Genomic DNA, 26493 nt, shown 5'->3' with positions numbered 1-26493 from the left:
TTCACATATTTTGTCAAGGGCGCCCTGCCCGAGCGGGCGCGCATTGTTTCAGCTTTCTTCCCCGTTGCCCGCCTGGCCCTTGACCCGCTGCCAATAGCTCCGGGCCGCCTGCTCGGCCTTGTTTGCGCCCCAGTGATAATACTGAACGCCCGCCAGCGCGTCGGGCAGGTACTGCTGGGCCACCCAGCTGCCGGGATAGTCGTGGGGGTATTTGTAGTGCTGGCCTTTCACCGCCGCGTCCTCGCCGTCGAAGTGCTTGTTCTGCAGCTGGCGCGGGATGGGGCCGCTGCGCCCTTTCTGCAGGTCGGCCATGGCGGCGTTGATGCCGGCCTCACCGCTGTTGGACTTGGGCGCGGTGGCCACCAGGATGACCGCGTCCGCCAGAGGGATGCGCCCCTCCGGCAGGCCCAGCATGGTGGCGGCGTCCACCGCCGCCTTGACGATGGGGATGATCTGGGGCCAGGCAAGGCCCACATCCTCGCAGGCGCAGACCATCAGCCGCCGGCAGGCGCTCACCAGGTCCCCCGCTTCCAGCAGGCGGGCCAGATAGTGAAGCGCCGCGTCCGGGTCGGAGCCTCGCATGGATTTCTGATAGGCCGACAGGATGTCGTAGTGGTCGTCACCGTTTTTGTCGTAGCGCATGGCGGTGCGCCCGGTGACCTGCCGGGCCATCTCCCCTTCCACCCGGCGCGCACCCGTTTCATCAGCGGGGGCCGCGGCGGCCGCCAGTTCCAAACAGCCCAGCGCCTTGCGCATGTCGCCGCCGCAGCCGTGGGCCAGGATGTCCAGAGCCTCCTCCTCCACCGTCAGGGGCGCGCCGTCCATTTCGGAGAGGCGCCGGGCCGCATTGCGCAGGCCTTCGGCCACGTCGGCGGGGGTGAGGGGCTTGAACTCGAACACGGCGCACCGGCTGAGCAGGGCGCTGTAGATGTAGAAATAGGGGTTTTCGGTGGTGGAGGCAATGAGGGTGACGGTGCCGTCCTCGATGCACTCCAACAGGCTCTGCTGCTGCTTTTTGTTCAGGTACTGGATCTCGTCCAGATAGAGCAGCAGCCCGCCCTGGCCCTGCAAGGTGCCGATCTCCCCCAGCACGGCCTTGATGTCCCCCGTGGAGGCGGAGGTGCCGTTGAGCTTGTGCAGCCGCATGCCGCTTTGCTGGGCGATGATGCGGGCCACGGTGGTCTTGCCCACCCCCGGCGGGCCGTAGAAGATCATATTGGGCACCGTCCCGCTCTCGATGGCACGGCGGAACACGCAGCCTTCTCCCAGCAGATGCTTCTGGCCCCACACCTGGCCGAGGGTGCGGGGCCGCAGGCGCTGGGCCAGCGGTTCAGCCACGGGCGGCACCCCCCGTCTCGGTGACCGGCGCGGCCCAGTCGTTCAGTTTTTTGGCCGCATAGCCGGGGTTTACAAAGTCGTCGATGGCATAGACGAGGCTGCGGTCCCAGAAGTTCCACTCATGCACGCCGTCCCACTGGAGGCGGCGGTAGTGGGCCAGAGGCAGCGCCCGCAGGCACTCGTCCACCGCGTCGTTCTGGTAGCGGATGTAGTAGGGCTCCTGATCCTGGAAGCCGTTGGTGAGCATGATCTTGGGCTGCTGGTCTGCGGGCAGAGAGGCCACCCTGGCCGCCAGCCGGCGTATCTCGCTGGCCTCGGGCAGGCGCAGGTCCGGCCCGAAAATGGGTTCAAACACCTCCTTGACGCCGGGAATGTGGGAGTGCTCCAGCATCATGGCCACATCCACCGCGCCGGAGAAGGAGGCGCACCCCGCATAGAGGTCCGGGCGGCTGAGGCCCAGATACAGCGCGCCGTAGCCGCCCATGGAAAGGCCGCCGATGAAGTTTTTCTCCCGCCCGGCGGGCAGGTGGAACATCTCCCGCAGCAGCACGGGCAGTTCCTCGGTGACAAAGCCCGCCCAGGCCCCGCCGTAGGTCATGTCCTGATAGAAGGAGTTGCCGCAGTCCGGCGCCACCAGCGCCAGGCCGTTGTCGGCGGCGTAGCGGGGGGCGGCGGTCATCTGCATCCAGTCGTCGCCGCTGTTGGTGAAGCCGTGGAGCAGGGTGAACACGCCCTTTACCTGGTTGCCCACCTCCACCGGCAGGTCGCAGGGTAGATAGATCTTGACGCCCACGGTGGTGAGCAGCCGCTGGGATTTCAGTTTGCATTCGATGTAAGCCATAGCCTTTTCTCCTCAAAACACCCCCGGCGGCCGAACGAAGGCCCGGCCGCCGGGAGCGCAGCATTTTTATTCGTACAGCGGGAAGCGGCGCACAAGTTCCTCCACACGGGCGGCCACATCCGCTTTCTTGCCTTCAAAATCAAAGATGCAGTCGGCGATGCAGCCGGCGATAACGTCCATCTCCGCCGCGCCGAAGCCGCGGGTGGTGACCGCCGGGGTGCCCACGCGCAAGCCGCTGGTGATGAAAGGACTGCGCTTTTCGCCGGGCACCGCGTTCTTGTTTGCGGTGATGTGCACCTCGTCCAGGTTGTGCTCCAGCTCCTTGCCGGTGCATTCAAGGCCGGAGAGGTCGATGAGCATCATGTGGTTGTCGGTGCCGCCGCTCACCAGCTTCACGCCCCGGCTTTGCAGGCCGTCGGCCAGTGCCCTGGCGTTGGTCACGATGTTCCGGGCGTAGGTCTTGAACTCCGGCTTGAGGGCCTCGCCGAAGCAGACCGCCTTGGAGGCGATGATGTGCTCCAGCGGGCCGCCCTGGGTGCCGGGGAAGATGGCCTTGTTCACCTTTTTGGCGATCTCCTCGTTGTTGGTGAGGATCATGCCGCCCCGGGGCCCGCGCAGGGTCTTGTGGGTGGTGGTGGTGACCACGTCGGCGTAAGGGATGGGGCTCATGTGGGCGCCGCCCGCCACAAGGCCCGCGATGTGGGCCATGTCCACCATCAAAAGCGCGCCCGCCTCGTGGGCGATATCCGCCAGAACGTCAAACTTGATGGCCCGGGGATAAGCGGAAGCTCCCGCCACGATCATCTTGGGCCGCACTTCCAGCGCCTGACGGCGCACAGCGTCGTAGTCGATAAAGCCGTTTTCGTCCACGCCGTAGGCCACGAAGTTGTAGTTTTTGCCGCTCATGTTCACCGGGCTGCCGTGGGTCAGGTGGCCGCCGGCGGCCAGATCCATGCCCAGGATGGTGTCGCCCAGGTCCAGCAGGGCGAAGTAGACGCCCAGGTTGGCCTGCGCGCCGGAGTGGGGCTGCACGTTGGCGAACTTCGCGCCGAACAGCTGGCAGGCGCGCCGGATGGCCAGCTCCTCCACCTCGTCCACGCAGGCACAGCCGCCGTAATAGCGGTGGGCAGGATAGCCCTCGGCGTACTTGTTGGTGAGCACAGTGCCCATGGCGGCCATCACCGCCGGGCTGACGATGTTCTCGCTGGCGATGAGCTCGATGTTCTGCCGCTGGCGGGCCAGTTCCCGTTCCATGGCGGCGGCCAGTTCCGGGTCCTGCCCGGCCACAAAGCCGATGGTGTCGATCATTTCCTTGTACATGAAGTTCCCCTCTTTTCTCAGCGTGCTTTTGCCCCGATGGACAGTATATTTATCATTATACCCCCGCCGGGCCGCCGGCACAAGGGCCGGTTTGCGCTTTGTGAGAATTCATGCTATAATGGCGGAAAACATCGGAAACGAGGGAGAAATCATGACCGCAAAGGCCCTTGCACTGGAAGTGATCGAACGGCTGAAGCAGGCCTACCCGCTGGCGGAGTGCACGCTGGACTATGACCACGCATGGCAGCTGCTGGTGGAGGTGCGCCTTGCCGCCCAGTGCACCGACGCGCGGGTGAATGTGGTGGTGAAGGACCTGTTTGCCAGATATCCCGGCGTGAAAGAGCTGGCCGACGCCGAGCCGGAGGACATCGAGGCCATCGTGAAGCCCTGCGGGCTGGGCCGCTCCAAGGCGCGGGACATCAGCCTGTGCATGCGCAAGCTGCGGGACGAATACGGCTGCAAGGTGCCGGATGACTTCGACGCCCTGCTGAGCCTGCCCGGCGTGGGCCGCAAGAGCGCCAACCTCATTATGGGGGACGTGTTCGGCAAGCCCGCCATCGTCACCGACACCCACTGCATCCGGCTGTGCAACCGCATCGGCCTTGTGAAAGACGAAAAGGACCCCAAAAAGGTGGAGATGGCCCTGTGGAAGATCATCCCCCCGGAGGAGGGCAGCGACCTGTGCCATCGCTTCGTGCTGCACGGGCGGGCGGTGTGCGACGCCCGCAAGCCGGACTGCGCCGCCTGCTGCCTTCGGGACATCTGCAAGACGGGCAAAGCCGTCGCCAAGGCTTGACAATCTTTTCCCTCGGCGCTATACTTTACCCCGGACATAAAAACAGGGGCGCTGGGTGCCATACCCGGCTGAGATCGAGGCAAAACGCAGCCTCGGGTCGCCTTGAACCTGATCCGGGTAATGCCGGCGTAGGAAGTTTGAGGGTCGGACGCTTGACGGGCGCCCCTGTGCGAGTTTGCGCGGGGGCGTTTTTGTTTTTATGTACTATCCATTGAAAGGTCGCTGAACCTGTATGAACAAAACCTTCTCCAAGACCCGCATCCTGGTGGAATGCGCGCTGATGGTGGCACTGGCCACCATTCTGGGCTTCATTCCTGTCTACGAACTGCCCCGGGGCGGCTCGGTGACGCTGGTGAGCATGGCGCCCATCCTGCTTGTGAGCCACCGCCACGGCGTGAAGTGGGGCGTGCTGACCGCCTTTGTCCACAGCCTGATCCAGCTGATGCTGGGCATCAAGAACCTGGCCTGGTGCCAGACCTTCGGCGCCGTGGTGGGCTGCATCCTGCTGGACTATGTGCTGGCCTTCACCCTGCTGGGCCTGGCCTGCCTGGTGGCCAGGCCCAAAAAGCCCCTGGCGCTGGGCGTGGGCGTGAGCACCGTCATCATGTGCTTTGGCCGTTATCTGTGCAGCTTCCTCTCCGGCTACATCGTCTGGAAGGACTACGAGACCGCCTTTGAGTGGATGGAAGGCTTCGGCTGGGGCGCAGCCATCGCCAACATGGGCGAGAACGCCCTGTGCTGGCTGTACAGCGCAGTCTACAACGCCACCTACATGATCCCCGAGACCATCCTCACCGTGATCGCCATGGTGGTGCTGGCCGGCGTTGCTCCCAGGCTGTTCAACCGGCAGAAGTGATTTTCCTCTGTTCTTTCAAAGCCGCCCCGCCGGGGCGGCCTTTTTTGTGGAGGCAACCGCTGGTTGCTCTCCATGGAAAAGAATGTTGGTGGCGCGCATTTGCCTTTTCTGATAAAATAAAGGCGGACAAAACAGCAAAGGAGTGAAAAGCATGACCCTGGGCAGCCGCATCGCGGCCCTTCGCAAGGCGGCCGGCCTCTCCCAGGAGGCGCTGGCCGCAAAGCTGGGGGTCAGCCGGCAGGCCATCGGCAAATGGGAGGCGGACGCCAGCCTGCCGGGGCTGGATAACCTGCACCAGCTGGCAAAAGAGCTGGGGGTGACCATCGACGCGCTGCTGGCGGGCGGCGGAAAGCCGGGCGCACCGGCGGGCAGCGGCGAAAAAACGGCCCCTGCCCTTTCGCTGGAGGCCATCCAGGCCATGCTGGACGCGCAGGACAAGACCCGGCAAAAACGGCAAAAGCGTACGGCGCTGCGGCTGGGCGTTCCGGCAGCGCTGGCGGTGGCGGCCCTGGCGGCGGGCCTTGCCTGGCAGGGCGGGCAGCTGGCCGCCTTCGACCGGCGGTTCGATGCGGTAGAGGAACAGCTGGGCTCGGTGCAAAGCGATATGGCCGCCCTGGACGGCTCCCTTGCCGCGCTGCAAGACCAGTCGGACACATCGGGCCAGGAACAGACCCGGCCCGCTGCCGCCGACAGCCTGCTGGCCAGCTGGAAGTATGGCATGGATGAGTTCTCGGCGGCGGAGCGCACGGTGCGGATGCGCTTTGCGGCCATGCCCCGCACCCTCACCGATGACTGCGCCGTCCAGTTCATCCTGGCACTCGACGACGGCCAGACCCTGACGCTGGACGGGGTGCGAAACGAAGCGGGCTTTTTTGCGGCCGAGGGCTGGGTGCCCGCGTCGACAAACCTTTCGCTGCACGCAAACGTCACCCAAAACGGCGAGACCTCCGCCGAACAGCTTGCGGAGGACATCTCTTTCGGGCAGCTGGACATGGTCGTCCGCAGCCAGCCCATCGTGATGCAAAGCGCCAGCCATGTCTCCAGCGAAGACACCTTTACCGTGCGGCAGCAGGCCGGCGATTACGAGATCGGCGTGGAGGTGTATTACGGGGAGAACGGTCAGCCCTTCGTCTGGCCGGAAAAGGCCTGGGTCACCGCCACCCTGGCGGGGGAAGATGTGCTGAACATGCCGGTGACCAACACCTTTGTGCCCCCGGAGACGGAATACGCCCCCACCCTGCCCTCGGTGCGCTGGGTCATCTACTACTTCCGCTTTTCGCTGGAGGAGAAGGAATATGTCCTGCCCTGGGACGAAGGATACGGCCAAGACGGCCTTTCCCTCCCCCGACTGGAATACCATCTGCACGTGGTGGACAACGGCGGCGTGGAGAGCACCTACCCCATCAGCATATAACGTTTCAGCGGCGGGCGCACAGCCCGCCGTTTTCTTTTTAACGACGCCGCCGGGCCCTTGCGCGGGAGGCGCTTTTCCGCTATACTATAAAGAAGTACCCATAGAGGGCAAACAAGGGAAAGAGGGAAAGCCATGTTTACCATTGTGGAGCGCAGCGAGCTGAACCCCACCGTGACCAAACTGGTGGTAAAAGCGCCGCTGATCGCAAAGAAGGCCCAGCCGGGGCAGTTCGTCATCCTGCGGGCCTGCGCCGACTCCGAGCGCATCCCGCTGACCATCGCCGATCAGGACCCTGCCGCCGGCACCGTGACCGTCATCTTCCAGGTGGTGGGTGCGGGCACCATGCAGCTGAACGGCCTGGCCGTGGGCGATGCGCTGCACGATTTTGTGGGCCCGCTGGGCCGCCCCACCGAGCTGGCGGGCCTGAAAAAAGTGGCCGTGGTGGGCGGCGGCGTGGGCTGTGCCATCGCCTATCCCGTGGCAAAGAAGCTGCATGAGATGGGCTGTGTGGTGCACGCCATCGCCGGTTTCCGCAGCCAGGACCTGGTCATCCTGGAAGACGAGTTCAAGGCGGTGAGCGACCGTTTCATCCTGATGACCGACGACGGTAGCCGGGGCGAGAAGGGCGTTGTGACAAAACCTCTGGAAGAGCTCATCGCCGCCGGCGAAGGCTACGACGAGGTCATTGCCATCGGCCCGCTGGTGATGATGAAGTTCGTCAGCCTGACCACCAAAAAGTACAACGTGAAGACCATCGTTTCCATGAACCCCATTATGATCGACGGCACCGGCATGTGCGGCGGCTGCCGCCTGACGGTGGGCGGAAAGACGCGCTTCGCCTGCGTGGACGGGCCGGACTTTGACGGGCATCTGGTGGACTTTGACGAGGCTTTGCAGCGAGGCGGCATGTACCGGGAGTTCGAGGCCCACGCCCGCGAGGAAAGCTGCAATCTGCTGAAGGGGGAGGTGCGCTGATGGAACGGAACATGGACCCGAAGCGCTGCCCCATGCCCAGCCAGGCGGCACACGTGCGCAACAAAAATTTTGACGAGGTGGCCCTGGGCTACACCCCCGAGATGGCGGTGAACGAGGCCAGGCGCTGCCTGCACTGCAAAAACATGCCCTGCGTGTCCGGCTGCCCGGTGGGCATCCGCATCCCCGAATTCATCGAAAAAATCGCGGAAGAGGATTTTGAGGGCGCCTATCAGGTGCTCAGCGCCAGCAGCGCGCTGCCCGCCGTGTGCGGCCGGGTGTGCCCCCAGGAGAACCAGTGCGAGGGCAGGTGCGTGCGGGGCATCAAGGGCGAGAGCGTGGGCATCGGCCGGCTGGAGCGCTTTGCCGCCGACTGGCACCGCGCCCACTCCGCCGCCGCCCCCGAAAAACCCGCGCCCAACGGCCACAAGGTGGCCATCATCGGTTCCGGCCCCTCTGGCCTCACCGCCGCAGGCGAGCTGGCCAAAAAGGGCTATGCCGTGACGGTGTTCGAAGCACTGCATCTGGCGGGCGGCGTGCTGGTCTACGGCATCCCGGAGTTCCGCCTGCCCAAGGACATCGTGCAGCAGGAGATCGACGGGCTCAAGGCGCTGGGCGTTTCCATCGAGACCAACATGGTCATCGGCAAGGTGCTCACCGTGGACGAACTGATGGAAGAAGAGGGCTTCGAGGCGGTGTATGTGGCTTCCGGCGCGGGGCTGCCCCGTTTCATGAACATCCCCGGCGAGAGCCTGAACGGCGTTTACTCCGCCAACGAGTATCTGACCCGCGTGAATCTGATGAAAGCCTATCAGCCGGGCAGCCGCACCCCCATCCAGCACAGCCGCCGGGTGGCGGTGGTGGGCGGCGGCAACGTGGCTATGGACGCGGCCCGATGCGCCAAACGCCTGGGCGCGGAGGAAGTGTACATCGTATACCGCCGCAGCATGGAGGAGCTGCCCGCCCGCCGCGAAGAGGTGGAGCACGCCCAGGAGGAGGGCGTCGTTTTCAAGCTGCTCGCCAACCCCGTGGAAGTGCTGGGCGACGAGAACAAGCGGGTGCGCGGCATCGCCTGCGTGGAGATGGAACTGGGCGAGCCGGACGCCACCGGCCGCCGCCGCCCGGTGGAAAAGCCGGACAGCCGCTTTGAGCTGCCGCTGGACACGGTCATCATGGCCATCGGCACCAGCCCCAATCCCCTCATCCGCTCCACCACGCCGGGTCTTGACACCGACCGGCGCGGCTGCATCGTGACGGACGAGACCGGCGCCACCAGCCGGCCGGGCGTGTTCGCCGGCGGCGACGCGGTGACCGGCGCAGCCACCGTCATCCTGGCCATGGGCGCGGGCAAGGAAGCCGCCAGGGCCATCGACGAGTACATCCAGAACCGCTGAGGCACAAACATACAGGACCGGGCAGAGAAGGCTTCCCTTCCCTGCCCGGTCTTTGATCTCAGCGCTGTTTTTCCATCACGAAATTGGTCAGCAGAACACCGTGGCGCTCCACCTGCTGCTCTTTCACCACCCGATAGCCCCGCTTTTCAAAGAACGTGCGCGCGGTGATGGAGGCGTGGGTGGTGACGGAGCCCTCCACCGTTTCTTCCAGCCGGTCGCAAAGGGCCGAGGCGACGCCCTGCCGCTGGTGCAGATGGTGGACATAAAGCCGGTCCAGATAGCCGCCGGCGGTGATGTCCCCGAATCCGATGAGCGCGCCGCCCTCTTCGGCCACAAGGGTGCAGTGCGCCCGGAAGGAACGATCCCAGGCCGCCAGGTCCACCTGGCCGTCGGCCCAGGCGTTCAGCTGCCGGGGCGTATAATCGGCGGCGTTCACCGTGTGGACCGTAGTATAGAACAGTTCCGCCATCGAGCCGCAGTCGGACGGGCGGTAAGGGCGTATCTGCATCGTGTCCCCTCCCCTTTCCAGGAATGCACCGCCATGATACCACGGTTTTGCCCCCGCCGCAAGGGCAGCGCGGCAGGAATCGTGCATTTTTTCGCTGAATGTGGTATACTGGGATGAAAAGTATGATTTTTGGCCGTGCCCGGCCGGGCACGGAGCGGAGGTGCGCTTGATGGCAAGGACACACAGGGCGGAGGACGGCCCGCTGGGCGGTGCGGTGATCAGCCAGCAGATCGCGGCGCGGCTGCTGGAGGAGCTTCGGGACGGGTGCTACGCCGGGACCGACCGGCTGCCCGCAGAGGTGGAGCTGGCCGCAAATCTGGGCGTGAGCCGCACCGTCATCCGGGACGCGCTGGCGGAACTGGAGCGGGAAGGCTATGTGGAGCGGGTGCGGGGCATCGGCACCGTCATCAACCGGCAGGTGGTGGCCGTGCGGGGCCGCCTGGACCAGAAATTTGAATACAACGCCATGATCCAGGCCATGGGCCGCACCCCTCACGCCGACCATGTTCTGGTGCAGCGCCTGGACGCGGACGAAGCCATGGCCGCCCGGCTGTGCATCGAGCCGGGGCAGCCGGTGCTGATGGTGAAAAAGCGGGTGCTGGCGGGCCGCCAGCCGGTGATCTGGTCGGTGGACTATCTGCCCGCCGCCCTCTTTCCTCCCGCGCTGGTGGACCGGCTGGACTTCGGCCGCCCGGTGTTTGACATTCTGGAAGAGGTAGCCGGCGTTTCGGTGGTGAGCACTGTGGCCCATGTGAGCGCTGTGATGGGCGACCCTTCTTCCCGGCGCATCCTGGCGGTCCAGCCTCATGAAGCCCTTCTTTTGATGGAGGAAGTGAGCTACACCAAGCTGGCAAGGCCGGTGATGTATTCTCTTTCTTACTATACTGCCTTCTTCGATTTTGCGCTGCTGCGCAAAAAATTCTGAACCGGGCGGCGCTCTCTGCCGCCTCTGAACCGAGCAGCCGCCCGCGCCATTCCCCAAAAAGGAACGGCGCGGGCGGCTTCTTTTTACACGGTGGCCTCGGTGCGCTGGCCCGCGGCGTCGTTTTCACTGCGCAGCACCACCTGCCCATCCTGCACGCAGGCGGTGAAGCTCTCGCCCGGATGGACCCGCCCGGCGGCGATGCTGTCCGCCAGGGCCTGCTCCACCGCCCGGCTCACCGTGCGGCGCAGATCCCGCGCGCCATACACAGGACGGTCGCCTCCCGCCAGCATGGCGGGCAGGTCGGGGCTGTGTTGCAAACGATAGCCCCGGGCCTGGGCCCGCTGTTCCAGCTCCGTCAGCATCTGCTCCGCGATGCAGGCCAGGTCCTCGTGCAGCAGCGGGCCGAACACCACCAGCTCGTCCATGCGGCCCAGCAGCTCGGGGCGGAAGTACTTCTTTGCCTCCCCGATCACCTGCTGGCGCTGGCGCTGGGGGATGGTCTCCGGCGTTGCGCCGAAGCCAACCAGGCCTCCCTGCCCTGCAAGATGCTCCGCCCCCAGGTTGGAGGTGAGCAGGATGATGGTGTTGCAGAAACTGGCGCTGCGGCCCATGGAATCGGTCAGGCGGCCGTCCTCCAGGATCTGCAGCAGCAGGTTCTGCACGTCCGGGTGGGCTTTTTCTATCTCATCGAACAGCACCACGGCATAAGGCCGGCGGCGCACCGCCTCGGTGAGCAGGCCGCCCTCGTCGTGGCCCACATAGCCCGGAGGCGCGCCGATGAGTTTTGCCGCCGCATGGGCCTCCATATACTCGCTCATGTCAAAGCGCAGCAGCGCCTTTTCGGTGCCGAACCACTGGCGGGCCAGGGTTCGCGCCAGATGGGTCTTGCCCACCCCGGTGGGGCCGAGGAACAGCATTGCGCCCAGGGGCCTGCCCGCCTCCCGCAGGCCGGTGCGGGCCCGGCGCACCGCCCCCGCCACCGTGTGCACCGCTCTCTGCTGGCCCACCACGCTCTCGGAGAGCCTTTGTTCCAGCCGGGCCAGTTTTTCCCGTTCCGCCTCGGTGATGCGCTGCACCGGCACACCGCTGGCCCGGGCCACCACCCGGGCCACGTCCTCGGCGGTCAGCTCGCGGCTGCGGTCGTTCTCCCGCTCGCAGTGGATGCGCAAAGCAGCGGCGGCTTCGTCCAGCAGGTCCACGGCCTTGTCCGGCAGAAAACGCCCCGGCAGATACCGCACCGACAGGTCCACTGCCGCCGCCACCGCCTGGGCCGGGATGGTCACCTGATGGTAGCGCTCATAGCGGGGCACAAGGCCCGCCAGGATACGTTTGGCGGTGTCCGGGTCCGGCTCTTCCACCACCACCCGTCCGAAGCGGCGCTCCAGCGCCGCGTCCTTCTGGATGCACCGGCGGTACTCCTCCTGGGTGGTGGCGCCGATGACCTGTATTTCGCCCCGGGCAAGCATCGGCTTGAGGATGCTGGCGGCGTCGATGGCCCCCTCTGCCGCACCCGCACCCACGATCACATGGATCTCGTCGATGAACAGGATGGTGCTGCGGTCTTTGTATATCTCGTCCAGCAGGTTTTTGAACCGCTCTTCAAAGTCGCCCCGGTACTTGGTGCCGGCCACCAGGCTGGCCATGTCAAGGCTGAGGATGCGCTTGTGCAGCAGCTGGGCCGGGGCGCGGCCCGCCGCGATGGCCTGGGCCAGCGCCTCCGCCAGGGCGGTCTTGCCCACGCCCGGCTCCCCCACAAGGCAGGGATTATTCTTCTGGCGGCGGCAGAGGATCTCGATGACCCGCTCCAATTCCTGCTCCCGGCAGAGCACCGGGTCCAGCCGGCTTTCCGCCGCCATCTGGGTCAGGTCGCGGCCGTACTTCTCGGTGGCTTTGCCCCCGCGGGTGGGGGCGGAAAGCCGCGGCTGGAGCGGAAGCACCAGCTGGCCGGAGAGCTGACGGCATTCCCGGGCGGCTTCGCTCAGCTCCACGCCCCACTCCGTCAGCCACCGGCTGGCGGTACAGTTAGGGTCCTCCAGAATGGCGCAGAGCACATGCTCGGGCTGAGCCTCCTTCATGCGGGCGGCGTGGGCCCCCAGCACCGCAAAATCCAGTGCCTTGCATGCCTCGGGCTGAAAGTCCCGGGGCGAGAGGCGGCGGCTCTCATTCATGCCTCCCAGGGCGGCCACCCGCTGCATGACCTGGGTTTCGGCGATCTGGCGCGACTGCAAAAAGCGGGCTGCGGGGGTGGCTTCGCCCCGGAGGATGGCCAGCAGGATGTGGCCTGTGCCTGCCTGGGTCTGCCCCATCTCCCCCGCGATGATGAGCGCCTGGTTGAGCATTTTTGCCCCCTGGCGGGAAAAACCTTTGAAACGATACTGCATGGTGTGGTTCACTGCCCCTTTGAATTTTTCTAAGGGCAGTATGGGCGGTCACGCCGCTGTTAAACGGCGCTGGCAAAAGTTTGCAGCCGCAGAGAAAAAGGCCCCCTGCCGCAAGGCAGGGGGCCTTTGAAAGCCTCACAAGCTCTTTCGATCACTCGTAGATCTTGGAAACAACGCCGGAGCCAACGGTGCGGCCACCCTCGCGGATAGCGAAACGCAGACCCTCGTCCATAGCGATGGAGGTGATCAGCTCAACGTCCATGGTGACGTTATCGCCAGGCATGCACATCTCGGTGCCCTCGGGCAGGGTGATGACGCCGGTCACGTCGGTGGTGCGGAAGTAGAACTGAGGACGGTAGTTGTTGAAGAAGGGGGTGTGACGGCCGCCCTCGTCCTTCTTCAGGACGTAGACCTGGCCCTGGAACTTGGTGTGGGGATGGATGGAACCGGGCTTAGCCAGAACCTGGCCGCGCTCGATGTCGGTGCGCTGCACGCCACGGAGCAGAGCGCCGATGTTGTCGCCGGCCTCGGCGTCGTCCAGCAGCTTGCGGAACATCTCCAGACCGGTAACGGTGGTCTTCATCTTCTCTTCCTTCAGACCGACGATCTCAACTTCCTCGCCGACCTTGATCATGCCGCGCTCCACACGACCGGTAGCCACGGTGCCGCGGCCGGTGATGGTGAACACGTCCTCAACAGGCATCAGGAAGGGCAGGTCGGCCTTACGGTCGGGGGTGGGGATGTAGTCATCCACAGCGTCCATCAGGTCCAGGATGCACTTGTACTCAGGAGCGTTGATGTCGGTGGAGGTGCTCTCCAGCACGGCCAGGGCGGAACCCTTGATGATGGGGGTGTCGTCGCCGGGGAAGTCGTACTCGCTCAGCAGGTCGCGGATCTCCATCTCGACCAGGTCCAGCAGCTCGGGATCGTCGACCTGGTCGACCTTGTTCATGAACACAACGATGTAGGGCACGCCGACCTGACGGCTCAGCAGGATGTGCTCACGGGTCTGAGGCATGGGGCCGTCGGCGGAGGACACGACCAGGATAGCGCCGTCCATCTGGGCAGCACCGGTGATCATGTTCTTGACGTAGTCGGCGTGGCCCGGGCAGTCCACATGGGCGTAGTGACGCTTGTCGGTCTCATACTCCACGTGAGCGGTGTTGATGGTGATGCCGCGCTCGCGCTCCTCAGGAGCCTTATCGATGTTGGCGTAATCGGTGAACTCAGCGTCGCCCTTCAGGGCCAGCACCTTGGTGATGGCGGCGGTCAGGGTGGTCTTGCCATGGTCAACGTGGCCGATGGTGCCAATGTTGACATGAGGCTTAGTACGCTCAAACTTAGCTTTTGCCATTTTAATAGTCCTCCTTTTTTTGAACCATTGAACCTATGGTTATAATACTAAAACATTTGCCAAAAATCAAGTTCTTTTTGGGGGCGATGGCTCAGTCCTTCTTGCGGCCGGCCATGATGCTCTCGGCAATGTTCTTGGGGACCTCAGCGTAGTGGCTGGGCTCCATGGAATACTGACCGCGGCCCTGGGTCTTGCTGCGCAGGTCGGTGGAATAACCGAACATGTTGCTCAGCGGGACGAAGGCGTTGATCTGCTGCGAGCCGGTCAGGGCTTCCATGCCCTGGATCTGGCCGCGGCGGCTGTTCAGGTCGCCGATGACGTCGCCCATGTACTCATCGGGAACGATGACGGCGACCTTCATGATGGGCTCCATGATGGCGGGATCGGCCTTGGCCATAGCCTCCTTGAAGGCCATGGAGCCGGCGATCTTGAACGCCATTTCAGAGGAGTCGACCTCGTGGTAGGAACCGCCCTTCAGGGTGACCTTCACGTCTTCCACCGGGTAGCCGGCCAGGATGCCGGCCTTCATGGCGCCCTGGATGCCCTGGTCAATGGCGGGGATGAACTCCTTGGGCACATCACCGCCCACAACGGCGTTGACGAACTCGTAGCCCTTGCCAGGCTCGTTCGGCTCGATGTCGATGATACAATGACCGTACTGGCCCTTACCGCCGGACTGACGGGCGTACTTGGTGTTGGCGCTGGCCGGACGGCGGATGCACTCGCGGTAAGCGACCTGAGGCGCGCCCACGTTGGCCTCCACCTTGAACTCGCGGAGCAGACGGTCCACGATGATCTCCAGGTGCAGCTCGCCCATGCCGGCGATGATGGTCTGGCCGGTCTCCTCGTCGGTCCAGGTGCGGAAGGTGGGGTCCTCTTCAGCCAGCTTGTTCAGCGCAATGCCCATCTTCTCCTGGCCAGCCTTGGTCTTGGGCTCGATGGCAACGCGGATAACGGGCTCGGGGAACTCCATGCTCTCCAGGATGACGGGGTTCTTGGGATCGCACAGGGTGTCGCCGGTGGTGGTGTTCTTCAGGCCCACGGCGGCGGCAATGTCGCCAGCGTAGCAGATGTCGATGTCCTGCCGGTGATTGGCGTGCATCTGCAGGATGCGGCCCATGCGCTCGTTGTTGTCTTTCACCGAATTGTACACGGTGCTGCCGGCTTCGACCTTGCCGGAGTAAACGCGGAAGAAGCACAGCTTGCCGACAAAGGGGTCAGTGGCGATCTTGAACGCCAGCGCGGCGAAGGGAGCGCTGTCGTCGGAAGGACGGCTGGTCTCCTCGCCGGTGCGGGGATCGATGCCCTTGATGTCCTCGATGTCGGTGGGGGCGGGCATGTAATCCACAATGGCGTCCAGCAGCTTCTGCACGCCCTTGTTGCGGTAGGAAGTGCCGCAGGTCACAGGCACCACGGTGTTGGCGATGGTCTCGCGGCGCAGGGCCTTCTTGATCTCGTCCTTGGTGAGCTCCTCGCCCTCCAGGTACTTCATCATCAGCTCCTCGTCGCTCTCGGCCACGGCCTCGATGAGCTCGGCATGGTACTGCTCAGCCAGCTCGCGCATATCCTCGGGGATCTCTTCCACGCGGATATCCTTGCCCATATCGTCGTAGTAGACGTCGGCCTTCATGTCGATCAGATCGATGATGCCCTTGAAATCGTCTTCCTTGCCGATCGGCAGCTGGATGGGCACCGCGTTGCACTTCAGACGCTCGCGCATCATCTTCACAACACGGTAGAAATCGGCGCCCATGATGTCCATCTTGTTCACGTAAGCCATGCGGGGAACGTGATACTTGTCGGCCTGACGCCAAACGGTCTCGGACTGGGGCTCCACGCCGCCCTTGGCGCACAGAACGGTAACGGAACCGTCCAGCACGCGCAGGCTGCGCTCCACCTCGACGGTGAAGTCCACGTGGCCCGGGGTGTCGATGATGTTGATCCGGTGCCGATTCTTTTTAGCGGCGGCGGGATCGTTCAGCAATTCCGTGTGGCTCCAGTAGCAGGTGGTGGCGGCAGAAGTGATGGTGATGCCACGCTCCTGCTCCTGCGCCATCCAGTCCATGGTAGCCGCGCCATCGTGCGTCTCACCGATCTTGTGATTCACGCCGGTGTAGTAAAGGATACGCTCGGTGGTGGTGGTCTTGCCGGCGTCGATGTGCGCCATAATGCCGATGTTTCTGGTCATTTCCAGAGAAACGTCTCTTGGCATGTTAACCTCCTAAAACTCCAGACAGGATCAATAGCGGTAATGGGCGAACGCCTTGTTGGCCTCGGCCATCTTGTGGGTATCCTCACGCTTCTTCACGGCGTTACCGGTACCGTTCACGGCGTCCATGATCTCGTTGGCCAGACGCTCGCGCATGGTGCGCTCGCTGCGGCTGCGAGAGTAGCTGGTCAGCCACCGCAGGCCCAGGGTCTCGCGGCGCTCGGGGCGCACTTCCATGGGCACCTGGTAGGTGGAACCGCCGACGCGGCGGGCCTTGACCTCCAGGCTGGGCATGATGTTCTCGAGGGCTTTCTCGAACATCTCCAGGGGATCGTTGCCGCTCTTCTCCTTCACGATGTCGAACGCATCGTAAACGATCTTCTGGGCAACGCCCTTCTTGCCGTCCAGCATAACGCTGTTGATCAGACGGGTGACCATCTTGGAATTGTAGACAGGATCGGCCAAAACGTCACGCTTTGCAGTAATACCTCTTCTAGGCATCTTTCTTCCCTCCTTCACAGAATGATATCATCGGTACTCGAAAGCAATAAACTCCCGTTGTGCCATGCAAGGTCTTACTATTTATATAAATAAGCCTTTGATGGCGGGGTATACGTTTGATCACTTCTTCGCGGCACCGGCCTTGGGGCGTTTCGCGCCGTACTTGGAGCGGGCCTGGTTGCGGTTGGCCACACCCTGGGTGTCCAGAGTACCACGGATGATGTGGTAACGCACACCGGGAAGGTCCCTCACACGGCCGCCACGGATCAGTACTACGCTGTGCTCCTGCAGGTTGTGGCCGATGCCCGGAATGTAAGAGGTTACCTCGATACCATTCGTGAGCTTAACACGGGCTACCTTACGCAGAGCAGAGTTCGGCTTTTTGGGGGTCATGGTACGAACAGCGGTGCAAACGCCACGCTTCTGGGGGCTGTTGGCATTGCTGTAGGACTTGTCCAGGGAGTTGTAAGCCTTCTGCAGAGCAGGGGCGGTAGACTTGCGGACAGACACCTCACGGCCTTTGCGTACAAGCTGGTTGAAAGTAGGCATTGTGATCTCCTTTCTTCAATGATTTATGTTCAGGCGGCAGAGCCGCCAAAACACCAAAAGGGCATAATTACGCCAGGGGGCGCAACAGTTTTTATTTTACACACTGGGGCTGTGCATGTCAACAGTATTTGCCGAAAAAGATTGTCCAAAACACTGAATTTTAAAAAACTTTTTGGGGAAGGGCATATTTACGGCGAAAGCAGCACCCAGCCCTGGTAAAAAGGCGCTTTTCGCAGCCCCGAAGCGGCGGATGCAGCGTTGGCAAAGGCTTCGTCCGCAGTGTAAAAGGCCACCCCTTCGCCCAGGGGCGCGCTCTCCCCCGCTTCGAGGGCGGCGCGTGCCGTTTCGATGCCGGCGGCCAGGGCGGAATCGTCCCCCCGGGCAAGCAGGCTGATGTTGGTGGCAAGGCCCGCACGGCCCAGCGCCACCGCCAGCCCCCGGTCGGTGCACACTTCCAGCGTGTAGAAAGCGTCGCAGCCCTCCAGCAGGGCCAGCTCTTCTTCCGCGGGGGCCGGCGCGGCGGCGCGCAGGGCAGGCTCGGCGAACCAGTTGTGCTTTTGCGCCAGCGCCCCTGAGAGGTCGAACACCTGCAGCGCCAGCACGGCCGCCAACGCGGCGGCGGCCAGCCCGCGGCGGGGCAGTTTTGCCAACGCCGCCAGCGCCAGCGCCGCGATCAGGTACCACACCGGCCAGAACATGCGGCCGCTTGCCCGGAACACCCCGCACAGGGCGGTGAGCCACCGGGGCAGGGGCAGGGTGAAGAGGACGCGGCTGCCGGCGGTGACCACGTTGCTCACCGCGAAGGCGGCCAGCGCACAGCACACCAGCGCCAGCGGCCAGTGGCTCAGCGCCCGTTCTGCCAGCGCTTTTGCCCCGGCGCGCCGCCGCGCCAGCAGCCACGCCGCCGCGAAAGCGCACCCCGCCAGGGCTGCCAGCAGGCCAAGGCCCAGATAGTTGAAGGAGTCCAGGCTGTTGGCCACCAGCGGCCGGATGGGCAGCACCCGGGACCAGTGCAGCTGGCCGCAGCCCGGCACCCACCAGTTCCAATCCAGGCTGACCGGGTTCCACAAAGCGTTCAGGTTCATGCCGAAGGCGCCGTAGCCCCCGTCGGCGCTGCCGCTGACGGTGAAGAAGCCCAGCGCCCAGGCCACCGCCAGCGCGGCAAGGCTTCCGCCGCCGGCGGCGAGGGCAAAGGGCTGCCAGCGGCGGGTGAGCGCCAGCGCCCGCAGGCCCGCGGCAAAGGCGATGGCCAGCACCATGGGCACGAAGTACAGGTGGATGGAAGCCGCCAGCGCCGCCAGCGCCGCAAAGCCCGCCGCCCGGCGCACAGAAAGGCCTTCGCCGGCGCTTTTGAAGTAGAGCCAGAGGGCATAGAGGATGAGCCAGTGGGCGCACAGGGCGGTGTGGCGGAAGGCCCGCTCCAGCAGGATGGGCGAAAGGCAGAAAAGCGCCGCGCCGCCCAGCACCCATTCCATCCGCTTTGTGAACAGGCGCAGAAGGCGCACCGCCGCCTCGCCCTGAAGCATCAGGCTGCCGCAGACAAAGAGGCCGAAGTACTGGAAGGTATCGGGCAGCAGGCCCCGGAGCAGGCCGAAGGGCACCGCCAGCAGCGGGATGCAGTCCGCCAGGGCCGCCGCCGCGCCTGCCGGCCAGTTGAGGCCGGCGGTGAAGGTGAGCGGCCAGCCGAGGCCCCGGTTCTTGATGGCCAGCCAAGCGGCGTAGTGCTGCAAAAGGTCGGTCTCGATGTAGCCGCCCAACAACCAGTCGTCCCGGGTGGGGTCAAGGGGCGCCGGGCCGTACACCAGCAGGAACACCGCAAGGCCGATAGTCACTCCTGCCAGAGAGGGGGCGGCGCGGCGAAGGGTCTGTTTCATTGGGCCGCCTCCTGTTCGTAGAGGTCGAGGGCGGGCAGCGCCCGCTCAAAGCGCGCCTCGGTGACGGTCAGTTCGGTGAATGCCTCGTCGGCGCTCCACAGGGTGGCCGTTCCCTGCCCGTCCTCCACCCGCACGGGGATATGCGCCTCACCCGATGCGGGGAAATAGCCCGCCACCCCCGGCATGTCGCCGAAGAGGGGCGCCGCACAGCCCACCATGCTGCGCCCCAGGGAGAGAAACGCACCTTTCGCGCCGGTGAAGCCGCTCTCCCAGCGGATGTAAAGGTCGGCGGTGAAGGTCTGCCCCTCCGGTGCGCTCACCGTGACGGCCCAGCTGGAATCGCTTTGCCGCTCGGCGCGCACCTGAGCCTCCACCGGCAGGCTGCGGTCGCCGCAGGCCCGCCACAGCCAGCTGTATTCGGTGGCATAGCAGCGCTCATACCCCGCCCAGAGATGGCGGTAGACGTCCCAGTTCTGCATCGTGAGCCAGTTTTCCAGGTCCATGCGGGGGGTCTGGGCCCAGGCCCAGCCGCCCTCTGCGAAGGCGGAGACATATTCCGCCCGCTTTTCGCCGCCCAGGGCGTGGATGATGTAGTCGCAGCCGGTGGGCTGGAACGTACCTTCCACCGCTTCCAGGCCGGTGGCGTACAGGGAGAATACCGGCTCGCCGCCGGTGATCTCCGGCAGTTCCACCAATGCCTTTTGATAGGTGGTGTAGCCGCCCAGGGCCTCCAGATACTGCCCGCTATGGGCGGCGGAGGGCCAGCGGGCCGCATCCAGCCCCGCCAGGGCGATGAGGGCCAGCGACAGCGTGCCGGCAGCGGCCCGAAGGGCCAGGTCACGCCGGGGCGCGATGCGGCGGGCAAGCCACAGAAGGCCGCGCCCCGCCAGGGCGAAGGCCGCCAGCCAGGAATAGCCCTCCAGCGCCTCCTTGAAGTTGTAGCCGCTGCCGCTGAGCACATAGGCGCCGGTGGCGGCGAGGATGGTGAAGGCGACAAACCCCAGCAGCAGCTGCCGGTCGGTGAGTTTCTTTTTCCAAAGCCCCACAAGGCACCAGATCAAAAACGCCCCACAGGGCGCCGCGAACAGCAAAAGGCGGGGGGTGGCGAGCACATAGAGCAGCAGGGCCTTTCCCCCGGTGCCGTTGAAGTAGAAATACTGCCAGCCGCCGGTGGCCGCAAGGCTTTGCAGCCACACGCCGGGATGCAGGCCGGTGACAAGGCTGGCGCAGGCAAGCAGGCCCAAAGCAAAGCCCGCCGCATAGACGCCCAGCCGCGCGAAAAAAGCCCGCGGCCCGGCCCACAGGCGCAGCGCCTGTTCCAGCAAAAACAGCACCGTTACGCAAAAAGCGGCGGCAAGGCCGAAGTCGCTGCTCCACAAAAGGCCCGCCCCTGCCAGCGCCCCCAGCACGCCGCAGGCGGGCAGGCGGGCGAAGGCCTCTTGCAGGGCCGTGCCCTCTGCCGGCTCGCCCTTCGCGCGCAGCCAGGCAAGGCCCAGCCCCGCCAGCAGGAACGTCAAAAACAGCCGGGCGATGCGCATGGAATTGCCCGGGGCGTAAAGGTTCTGGAAGAGGCTCGCCCAGTAGCCCCCCAGCGCCGGGCCGAAGAGGGTGGCCATCAGCCCGGAGGAGACGAATTTCGTGAGGCACACGGAGGCCAGCATCGCCGCCGGGCGGTTTTGGGTGATGAGCCAGACCCACAGCAGCACCGTGACGCTGAACAGGACGTTGGAGGTGAAGTTTGTGGCGAACAGGCTGCCGGCAAAGGTGTTGTTCAGCGCCACCAGCGGCAGGTTCACCCACACCGGGGCCATGCCGATGTAATTGACAAAATCCACGTAAGGGGTCTGGCCCGCCAGCATCCGGCGGAACACATTGTAGCTTTGGAAATCGCCGTTGACCGAGACATAGTCGCAGGTCTCGACGCGCGCCAGGGCAAGGCTCAGGCTCACCGCGGCCACCGCCAGCGCCCACAGGCACCACTCCAGCTTCCGCTGCGTCCCGCTGCGATCCTGCGTTTTCAGTATCCCTCTCACTCGGCTCTTCTCCCCTTTTGGTCGTTTTTCCCCGTTCATTATACAACACCTGCCGCCGCCGCGCCAGCCCGCTTTTTGCAGGGCAGAAAGAGAGCCGCCCTGCGAAGCCGGGGTGCCGTAAGAAAACGGCGCCGGGAAGCAGGCGCTTTTGCGGTATCGCGGCGTCAAAGCGCCTTGACAACCACCAAGGGTGCCGGGGCGGCAAAGCCGCGAAGGCCCCGGTGGGGCCTTCGACCGGCAGGGCGGTCCGCAAAGCGGAGCGGGCGCACCCTCGTCGCGCCCGCAGCCTCTGCGGCGCTTTTCCTTGCGTTCCCATCAAAATCGCCACTTTTCCTGGTGCTGCGCAGTCCGGGTCCGCGAAGCGGCCAAGGCCCCGGTGGGGCCTTGGACCGGCTGGGCGGTCTGCAAAGCAGAGCGGGCGCATCATTGTTGCGCCCGCAGCCCACGCCCCAGGATTTTGGATGAAGAAAGCACAAAGAGTGGCCCCGCAAGCCTTGGTGGCTTGTGGGGCCGCTCTGCGTGTTTTATGCTCCAAAATCCTACGGCAGAACCGTCGTTTTCTTATGCCACCCCGGCTAACAGGCGGCTCTTTCTGTTTATTGCACCTGCAGATCCAGCAGCTTCCAACCCTCCCCTTCCCGCACCGCGTACATGCGGTACACCGAGGGATAGCTGCGGGGGCGCAGGCCCTCCTTGTAGACCATGTAGGTGAAGCGCACCGTGCCCGCCGCCGCATCGGGACCAAGGCTTTCCAGCTCCGAGACCGAAAACTCTTCAAAGGCGGTGGAGTCGTGGCTCACATACCAGCTGGAGTCGAAGGTGCGCAGGCTGTTGTAAAACTCCGTGCCCGGCACGAGGGAGCCTTTCAGCTCGGCGAAGGAGGCGTCGGCAGAAACATAGCGGGCATAGACGCGGGCGGTGCGGTCAAGGAATTCCTCCAAAGAGGCGGCGTCTTGCCCGTTTGGCTCCACCGTGACCACGGCGCTCAGGGGCGTCTCCCACTCCACCCGGCAGCTGCCCGCCTCGCTTTTGGCGGTCACTTCCGGCTGTTCCAGAAGCCCCTCCACCTGCCAGACGCACTGCTGGGGCGCGGCCTCGCCCAGCGCCTCAAAGCCGGGGACGGCGGCAGTCTCGCTTCGCTCGCTCTCTTCCAGCGGGCGGCCGTCCACCGTGAGGGCCACCCCTTTGGGGGCGCGGATGGTCACCGTGGACAGCGCCTGCACCCTGGGCCAGGCCCGCCAGCCCTTTTCTTCGGGGAAGAGCAGGAACTCCGCCCGGCCGCCTTCTTCATCCACCACCACGTATTCCTCGGCCCCGCCGGCTTCGCCCCTGCGCACAAAACGCAGGCTGTCCCGGTCGGTGGGCAGGCCTTCCAGCAGCGCCCGGGCCTCTTTCAGATACTGGGCCGCGGTGGCAAAACGCCCGGGCAGCACGGCTGCGGGCACGTCTTCCTCTTTCACTTCCCCGGCCTGCACCGCCTGCACGCTGCGCAGGATGGCCGCCTCGGGGGTGGATCCCTCATAGCGTTCCAGCGCGCCCCAAAGCATCGCCAGCGCCGCGCCGCCCAGGGCAAAGAGCACAAGGGCGAAGCCCACCGGCCAGGGCCAGAAGGGGCGGGGGCGCCCATAGCGCCATTTCCGTTCGCTCATGCCTGCCCCTCCCCTGCCCCGTCCACCACAAAGGCGGTGGGGATGTTGCGCGGGCCGTAGAGCGACGCGCAAACGTTCACCGTTTCTCCCTGGTAGATCATCTGGGTGCTGGACCCGCCGTCCAGATTGGCGGCGTTCACCGCGCCCCACTCCTGCATGACCTGGATGCAGTCCTGATAGGTCGCGCCCAGGCTCTGGGGCTGCCGTCCGTCGATGACCAGCAGCAGCACCGCGCCGTCCGCCCGCTGGCCGATCACCGTGCGGGGATTCAGCCCGCCGCCGGTGCCGGAGATCTCGGCGGCCTCGCCGTTGACGATGAAAGCCGGGCCGAAGCTGAGGGCGTCCCGCAGGCCGCGCTCCACCGCCTGGCGGCCGGTCATGCGGCCCACCACCAGGTGGTCGCTCTCGTCAAAGCCGATGACCGAATATTCCTGGTCCATGTCGCCGGCCCGCAGCTGGCCCTGCTGGATGACCAGGCCCAGCGGCACGCTGCCGCTGCCCACGCCGTTCTCGTCGGCAAAGCCGCCGCCGTTGACGCCGGCCACCGCGCCTGCGTCCGCCACCAGCTGCTCCAGCTTCTGGCCCTTGCCCTCGGGGTCGAAGGAGGCGATGGCCGCCACCCGCACCCGGCTGGGGTCGTGGACCACCAGCATCTTGCCCTTGAAGCTGCCGCCGGTGACGTCGTGAAGCTCGATGGTGTCCTTGGGCACCTGGGCGTCGCCGGCCTCGAATTCACCGCCGGCCTGGGTGACTTCGCCGGTCTCCAGCACGCCGTTTTTGTCCAGGATGGCCTGGACCTCCTCTTCGCTGAGGAAAAGGCGGGCGGTGAATTTGGCGGCGCTGGTCTCCATCACCGTGTGCACAAACAGGTCCCGCGCGGCGGGGCTGGGGCCTTTGCAGATGATGTAGACCGCCCCCAGCAGGAACGCGGCCAGCGCGCACAGAAACACGCCCGCCATCGCCAGCACGCGAAGCACCGGGCGCCGGGGCCGCCCGGGCCAGCGGGCCTGGGCGGCGGTCCTGTCCGCAGGGTCTTGCAGGGTAGTCAAAATCTCTCTCGCTCCTTCCCGTCATTCCGCCGGCCCGGCAAAGGGAATGTGCTCAAAAAAGTCATTCTTCGCCTCGTCCGGCCCCACATTGGTGTAGGCCAGGCCGAACTTGCGGCAGTCGTTGCTGCCGCCCGCCTTCACCTCGAACCACTGGCTCTGGCTGACATGGCAGGCAAAGCCCTCGGCGGCCAGTTCCAGCGCAGTGCGCCCGCCGAAGGCGGCCATGGGCATCTCGCCCCACTCCATCTGTATGGTGTTCTCGGGCCAGAGATGCAGGTAGCACTTGGGCACCTGCCAGGCGCCGTATTCGTTGGCGCTTTCTGGATATTGGGCCGCGTCTGCGCTGCATTCCAGCGCGGCCAGCAGGGTGGCGGCGTTGAGCATGTGGGCCCCGTGGCCGTACTCGCCGTCGATGTCATGGCCCAGCACCACGCTGGGTTTGAAGCGGCGCAGCTGCTCCACCTGCCAGGCGGTGACCGCCTCTTCGTCATAGACCTGACGGGCGCTCTCCAGGCTTTCCTTGGAGGCGTACAGGTCCGGGAAGCCGGAGATGACGGGATAGTTGCGCACCCCCACCGTCCACAGGCCGTTCAGCAGCTCATGGGGGCGGTAGGGCTCGGCCCAGTGGTTGGTCATGTAGGCCACCTGCACCGCATAGCCCTTTTCCCCGGCGTACCAGGGGAGCGCCCCGCCGAACCAGAGGTGCTCGTCGTCGGCGTGGGTGGGCAGCACCAGCAGGTCCGCTTTTTCGCAGGGCGGCTGCCACTGCTGCACCCAGTCCGGCGGCTGCCCCGGCGTGAAGGCGTACACCTGGCAGAGCACCGTGCCCTCTGGCAGGTGGAGCGTCACCGAGGATGCGGGCTGCTCCAGCTCCACATACTCGTGGATGAATCCGTTCTGGCCGCAGGCCTGCGTCTTTCCGTCGGAAGTTTCCAGCCGCCACTCCACCGGGCGGTCAAAGATGAGGTAAAGCCCGCCGATGTCCGTTTCTGCCTGCAGGGTGATGGCAGTGCCGGCGGAAAGGCGCACCTTGCTGAAACCGTCGTGGTCGTTGATGCCGTCCAGGGCCAGCCCTTCGCCGCTGGCGGCGAGGTCCAGCTGCTGCGCGGCGGGCCGGGGCGTGGGCTCCGGGGTGGGCGCGGGCGTGGGGCTGGGAGAAGGGACCGCCGTGGCGGCGGGCGGAACGCTGGGCGCGGGCGCGGCGCAGCCGGAAAGGAGCAGCAGCGCTGCCAGGACAGCCAGCGCCACGCGGCGGCAATGCTTCATGTGTTCCTCCCCCTTTTGCAATGTTTTTGTCTATACCAAAAAACGATACAAGCCGCCGGTTTATTGCACGATCTTGCGCAAAGGAAAGCGCGGCGCTCTCCCTCAACGGGGAAAGCGCCGCGCTTCGGTTCATTTTACGCCAGGCGGCTCATTCCTCCACGGAGGCGGCGGGGGCCGTTTCGGGCTCCTCGGCCTTCTCGGGGATGGGCAGGCCCAGCTGCTCGGCCTCGCGGCGGATGAGTTCCTCTTCCACCTCCGGCAGGCCGGTGCCTGCGGGGATCAGCTTGCCGATGATGACGTTCTCCTTCAGGCCCATGAGCGGGTCCACCTTGCCCTTGATGGCGGCCTCGGTGAGCACGCGGGTGGTCTCCTGGAAGGAGGCGGCGGACATGAAGCTGTCGGTGGCAAGAGACGCCTTGGTGATGCCCAGCAGCACCTGGGTCCACTTGGCCTCCTTCAGGCCCTCCTCGCCGTCGGCGATGCGCTGGCGGATGATCTCGTTCTGCTCCTCCACCTTCATCTTGTCGGCCAGAGCGCCGCCGATGAGGTTGGTGGAACCGGCGTCGTCCACCCGGACCTTGCGCAGCATCTGCCGCACGATGACCTCGATGTGCTTGTCGTTGATCTCAACGCCCTGCAGGCGGTAGACCTTCTGCACTTCCTGGATGAGGTAGTTCTCCACGGCGGTGCGGCCCTTGATGGCCAGGATGTCGTGGGGGTAGGCATGGCCTTCGGTGATCATGTCGCCCTTCTCCAGCTGGTCGCCCTCGGCCACGCGCACGCGCTGGCCGAAGGGGATCAGATAGCTCTTCTCACAGGGGGCTCCGTTCTCGTCCACGCCGCTGACCACCACATGGCGGTTCTTCTTGGTGTCGTCGATGTGGGCGGTGCCTGCGATCTCGGTCATGATGGCCAGCGCCTTGGGGCGGCGGCTCTCGAACAGCTCCTCAACGCGGGGCAGACCCTGGGTGATGTCTTCCGCAGAGGCGATGCCGCCAGTGTGGAAGGTGCGCATGGTCAGCTGGGTGCCGGGCTCGCCGATGGACTGAGCCGCGATGACGCCCACAGACTCGCCCACATGCACGGGGTTGCCGTTGGCCAGGTTGGCGCCGTAGCACCGGGCGCACACGCCCAGCTTGCTGCGGCAGCTCAGCACGCTGCGGATCTCCAGGCTGGTGATGCCGGCGGCCATGATCTTGTCGGCGTCGAACAGGTCCATCATCTTGCCCTCGGGCACGATCACCTCGCCGGTGGCGGGATCGGT

General features: G+C 65.2%; 20 protein-coding genes, 1 pseudogene and 1 riboswitch. Of the genes and pseudogenes, 6 read left to right on the top strand and 15 right to left on the bottom strand.

Translation table 11 applies throughout. The features are described from left to right. Positions 1-48: 48 nt before the first annotated feature. The 3 genes from ACH2AT_RS03455 to glyA form a co-directional block, all read right to left on the bottom strand. Positions 49-1338, bottom strand: a complete 1290-nt coding sequence (locus ACH2AT_RS03455) for a replication-associated recombination protein A (RefSeq protein ID WP_394963657.1) — start codon at positions 1336-1338, stop codon at positions 49-51. Further along, positions 1331-2179: an alpha/beta hydrolase gene (locus ACH2AT_RS03450; protein ID WP_394963655.1), complete on the bottom strand. Its 849-nt coding sequence runs from the start codon at positions 2177-2179 to the stop codon at positions 1331-1333. The genes ACH2AT_RS03455 and ACH2AT_RS03450 overlap by 8 nt, the downstream gene beginning before the upstream one ends. 66 nt (positions 2180-2245) lie before the next feature. Beyond that, positions 2246-3499, bottom strand: a complete 1254-nt coding sequence (gene glyA / locus ACH2AT_RS03445; protein ID WP_394963652.1) for a serine hydroxymethyltransferase — start codon at positions 3497-3499, stop codon at positions 2246-2248. Between the two features lie 151 nt (positions 3500-3650). On the opposite strand from glyA, the gene nth reads away from it, so the two are divergent. The 5 genes from nth to gltA all read left to right on the top strand — a co-directional run bounded on the left by nth (position 3651) and on the right by gltA (position 8931). Then, positions 3651-4295: an endonuclease III domain-containing protein gene (nth, locus tag ACH2AT_RS03440; RefSeq protein WP_394963650.1), complete on the top strand. Its 645-nt coding sequence runs from the start codon at positions 3651-3653 to the stop codon at positions 4293-4295. Between the two features lie 34 nt (positions 4296-4329). Further along, positions 4330-4447, top strand: a riboswitch (TPP riboswitch). Positions 4448-4527: 80 nt separating this feature from the next. Next, entirely contained in the window at positions 4528-5151 is a 624-nt protein-coding gene (locus ACH2AT_RS03435) for an energy-coupled thiamine transporter ThiT (RefSeq protein ID WP_394963648.1), read from the top strand. Between the two features lie 151 nt (positions 5152-5302). Continuing rightward, positions 5303-6565 (top strand): helix-turn-helix domain-containing protein, encoded by a 1263-nt coding sequence (locus ACH2AT_RS03430; RefSeq protein WP_394963646.1) that lies wholly within the window; start codon positions 5303-5305, stop codon positions 6563-6565. 132 nt (positions 6566-6697) lie between these two features. Continuing rightward, on the top strand, positions 6698-7540 hold the full coding sequence (locus tag ACH2AT_RS03425) for a sulfide/dihydroorotate dehydrogenase-like FAD/NAD-binding protein (RefSeq protein WP_394963644.1): 843 nt from the start codon (positions 6698-6700) through the stop codon (positions 7538-7540). Next, on the top strand, positions 7540-8931 hold the full coding sequence (gltA, locus tag ACH2AT_RS03420; protein WP_394963642.1) for an NADPH-dependent glutamate synthase: 1392 nt from the start codon (positions 7540-7542) through the stop codon (positions 8929-8931). Before ACH2AT_RS03425 ends, gltA begins: the two co-directional genes overlap by 1 nt. A gap of 58 nt (positions 8932-8989) precedes the next feature. Here gltA and ACH2AT_RS03415 read toward each other — a convergent pair whose 3' ends face one another. Next, entirely contained in the window at positions 8990-9439 is a 450-nt protein-coding gene (locus ACH2AT_RS03415) for a GNAT family N-acetyltransferase (RefSeq protein ID WP_394963640.1), read from the bottom strand. Between the two features lie 169 nt (positions 9440-9608). Between ACH2AT_RS03415 and ACH2AT_RS03410 the strand changes: the two genes are divergently transcribed. Continuing rightward, positions 9609-10364, top strand: a complete 756-nt coding sequence (locus ACH2AT_RS03410) for a GntR family transcriptional regulator (protein ID WP_394963638.1) — start codon at positions 9609-9611, stop codon at positions 10362-10364. Between the two features lie 83 nt (positions 10365-10447). Here the strand turns inward: ACH2AT_RS03410 and ACH2AT_RS03405 are convergent, their stop codons facing one another. The 11 genes and pseudogenes from ACH2AT_RS03405 to ACH2AT_RS03355 form a co-directional block, all read right to left on the bottom strand. Continuing rightward, positions 10448-12703: an ATP-dependent Clp protease ATP-binding subunit gene (locus tag ACH2AT_RS03405; RefSeq protein WP_394963636.1), complete on the bottom strand. Its 2256-nt coding sequence runs from the start codon at positions 12701-12703 to the stop codon at positions 10448-10450. 193 nt (positions 12704-12896) lie between these two features. Continuing rightward, the gene (gene tuf / locus ACH2AT_RS03400; protein ID WP_394963634.1) at positions 12897-14099 is read right to left on the bottom strand and encodes an elongation factor Tu; all 1203 of its coding nucleotides are present in this window, start codon (positions 14097-14099) and stop codon (positions 12897-12899) included. A gap of 91 nt (positions 14100-14190) precedes the next feature. Next, positions 14191-16311: an elongation factor G gene (fusA, locus tag ACH2AT_RS03395; protein WP_394963632.1), complete on the bottom strand. Its 2121-nt coding sequence runs from the start codon at positions 16309-16311 to the stop codon at positions 14191-14193. A 27-nt stretch (positions 16312-16338) separates the two neighbouring features. Then, positions 16339-16809 carry a 30S ribosomal protein S7 gene (gene rpsG, locus ACH2AT_RS03390; protein WP_177522823.1) on the bottom strand — a complete coding sequence of 157 codons (471 nt, stop codon included), beginning with the start codon at positions 16807-16809 and terminating at the stop codon, positions 16339-16341. 120 nt (positions 16810-16929) lie between these two features. After that, positions 16930-17358: a 30S ribosomal protein S12 gene (rpsL, locus tag ACH2AT_RS03385; RefSeq protein ID WP_394963630.1), complete on the bottom strand. Its 429-nt coding sequence runs from the start codon at positions 17356-17358 to the stop codon at positions 16930-16932. A gap of 188 nt (positions 17359-17546) precedes the next feature. Then, entirely contained in the window at positions 17547-19232 is a 1686-nt protein-coding gene (locus ACH2AT_RS03380; protein WP_394963628.1) for a DUF6311 domain-containing protein, read from the bottom strand. Then, the gene (locus tag ACH2AT_RS03375; RefSeq protein ID WP_394963626.1) at positions 19229-21265 is read right to left on the bottom strand and encodes a hypothetical protein; all 2037 of its coding nucleotides are present in this window, start codon (positions 21263-21265) and stop codon (positions 19229-19231) included. Before ACH2AT_RS03375 ends, ACH2AT_RS03380 begins: the two co-directional genes overlap by 4 nt. Positions 21266-21861: 596 nt before the next feature. Further along, positions 21862-22914, bottom strand: a complete 1053-nt coding sequence (locus ACH2AT_RS03370; RefSeq protein WP_394963624.1) for a hypothetical protein — start codon at positions 22912-22914, stop codon at positions 21862-21864. Further along, positions 22911-23963, bottom strand: coding sequence for a phosphodiester glycosidase family protein (locus tag ACH2AT_RS03365; protein WP_394963622.1), 1053 nt, complete (start codon positions 23961-23963; stop codon positions 22911-22913). The genes ACH2AT_RS03370 and ACH2AT_RS03365 overlap by 4 nt, the downstream gene beginning before the upstream one ends. Positions 23964-23984: 21 nt before the next feature. Beyond that, complete coding sequence (locus ACH2AT_RS03360; RefSeq protein WP_394963620.1) at positions 23985-25229, bottom strand: hypothetical protein; 1245 nt, start codon at positions 25227-25229, stop codon at positions 23985-23987. Positions 25230-25377: 148 nt separating this feature from the next. Then, positions 25378-26493: pseudogene (locus tag ACH2AT_RS03355) on the bottom strand (DNA-directed RNA polymerase subunit beta'); the annotation flags it as partial.

Source organism: Candidatus Allofournierella excrementigallinarum, assembly GCF_944388085.1.
In the GTDB taxonomy this organism is placed as follows: domain Bacteria; phylum Bacillota; class Clostridia; order Oscillospirales; family Ruminococcaceae; genus Allofournierella_A; species Allofournierella_A excrementigallinarum.
Note: the sequence above shows the minus strand (reverse complement) of the source record. Positions and strands in the feature narration are given on the sequence as shown.

Bases quoted from the DNA above. Each gene is read 5' to 3' on its own strand.
- rpsL (WP_394963630.1), bottom strand. From the start codon at position 17,358: ATGCCTACTTTCAACCAGCTTGTACGCAAAGGCCGTGAGGTGTCTGTC.
- ACH2AT_RS03360 (WP_394963620.1), bottom strand. From the start codon at position 25,229: ATGAAGCATTGCCGCCGCGTGGCGCTGGCTGTCCTGGCAGCGCTGCTG.
- ACH2AT_RS03370 (WP_394963624.1), bottom strand. From the start codon at position 22,914: ATGAGCGAACGGAAATGGCGCTATGGGCGCCCCCGCCCCTTCTGGCCC.
- ACH2AT_RS03405 (WP_394963636.1), bottom strand. From the start codon at position 12,703: ATGCTCAACCAGGCGCTCATCATCGCGGGGGAGATGGGGCAGACCCAG.
- ACH2AT_RS03410 (WP_394963638.1), top strand. From the start codon at position 9,609: ATGGCAAGGACACACAGGGCGGAGGACGGCCCGCTGGGCGGTGCGGTG.
- ACH2AT_RS03415 (WP_394963640.1), bottom strand. From the start codon at position 9,439: ATGCAGATACGCCCTTACCGCCCGTCCGACTGCGGCTCGATGGCGGAA.
- ACH2AT_RS03380 (WP_394963628.1), bottom strand. From the start codon at position 19,232: ATGAAACAGACCCTTCGCCGCGCCGCCCCCTCTCTGGCAGGAGTGACT.
- nth (WP_394963650.1), top strand. From the start codon at position 3,651: ATGACCGCAAAGGCCCTTGCACTGGAAGTGATCGAACGGCTGAAGCAG.
- ACH2AT_RS03430 (WP_394963646.1), top strand. From the start codon at position 5,303: ATGACCCTGGGCAGCCGCATCGCGGCCCTTCGCAAGGCGGCCGGCCTC.
- fusA (WP_394963632.1), bottom strand. From the start codon at position 16,311: ATGCCAAGAGACGTTTCTCTGGAAATGACCAGAAACATCGGCATTATG.
- gltA (WP_394963642.1), top strand. From the start codon at position 7,540: ATGGAACGGAACATGGACCCGAAGCGCTGCCCCATGCCCAGCCAGGCG.
- ACH2AT_RS03425 (WP_394963644.1), top strand. From the start codon at position 6,698: ATGTTTACCATTGTGGAGCGCAGCGAGCTGAACCCCACCGTGACCAAA.
- tuf (WP_394963634.1), bottom strand. From the start codon at position 14,099: ATGGCAAAAGCTAAGTTTGAGCGTACTAAGCCTCATGTCAACATTGGC.
- ACH2AT_RS03435 (WP_394963648.1), top strand. From the start codon at position 4,528: ATGAACAAAACCTTCTCCAAGACCCGCATCCTGGTGGAATGCGCGCTG.
- glyA (WP_394963652.1), bottom strand. From the start codon at position 3,499: ATGTACAAGGAAATGATCGACACCATCGGCTTTGTGGCCGGGCAGGAC.
- rpsG (WP_177522823.1), bottom strand. From the start codon at position 16,809: ATGCCTAGAAGAGGTATTACTGCAAAGCGTGACGTTTTGGCCGATCCT.
- ACH2AT_RS03450 (WP_394963655.1), bottom strand. From the start codon at position 2,179: ATGGCTTACATCGAATGCAAACTGAAATCCCAGCGGCTGCTCACCACC.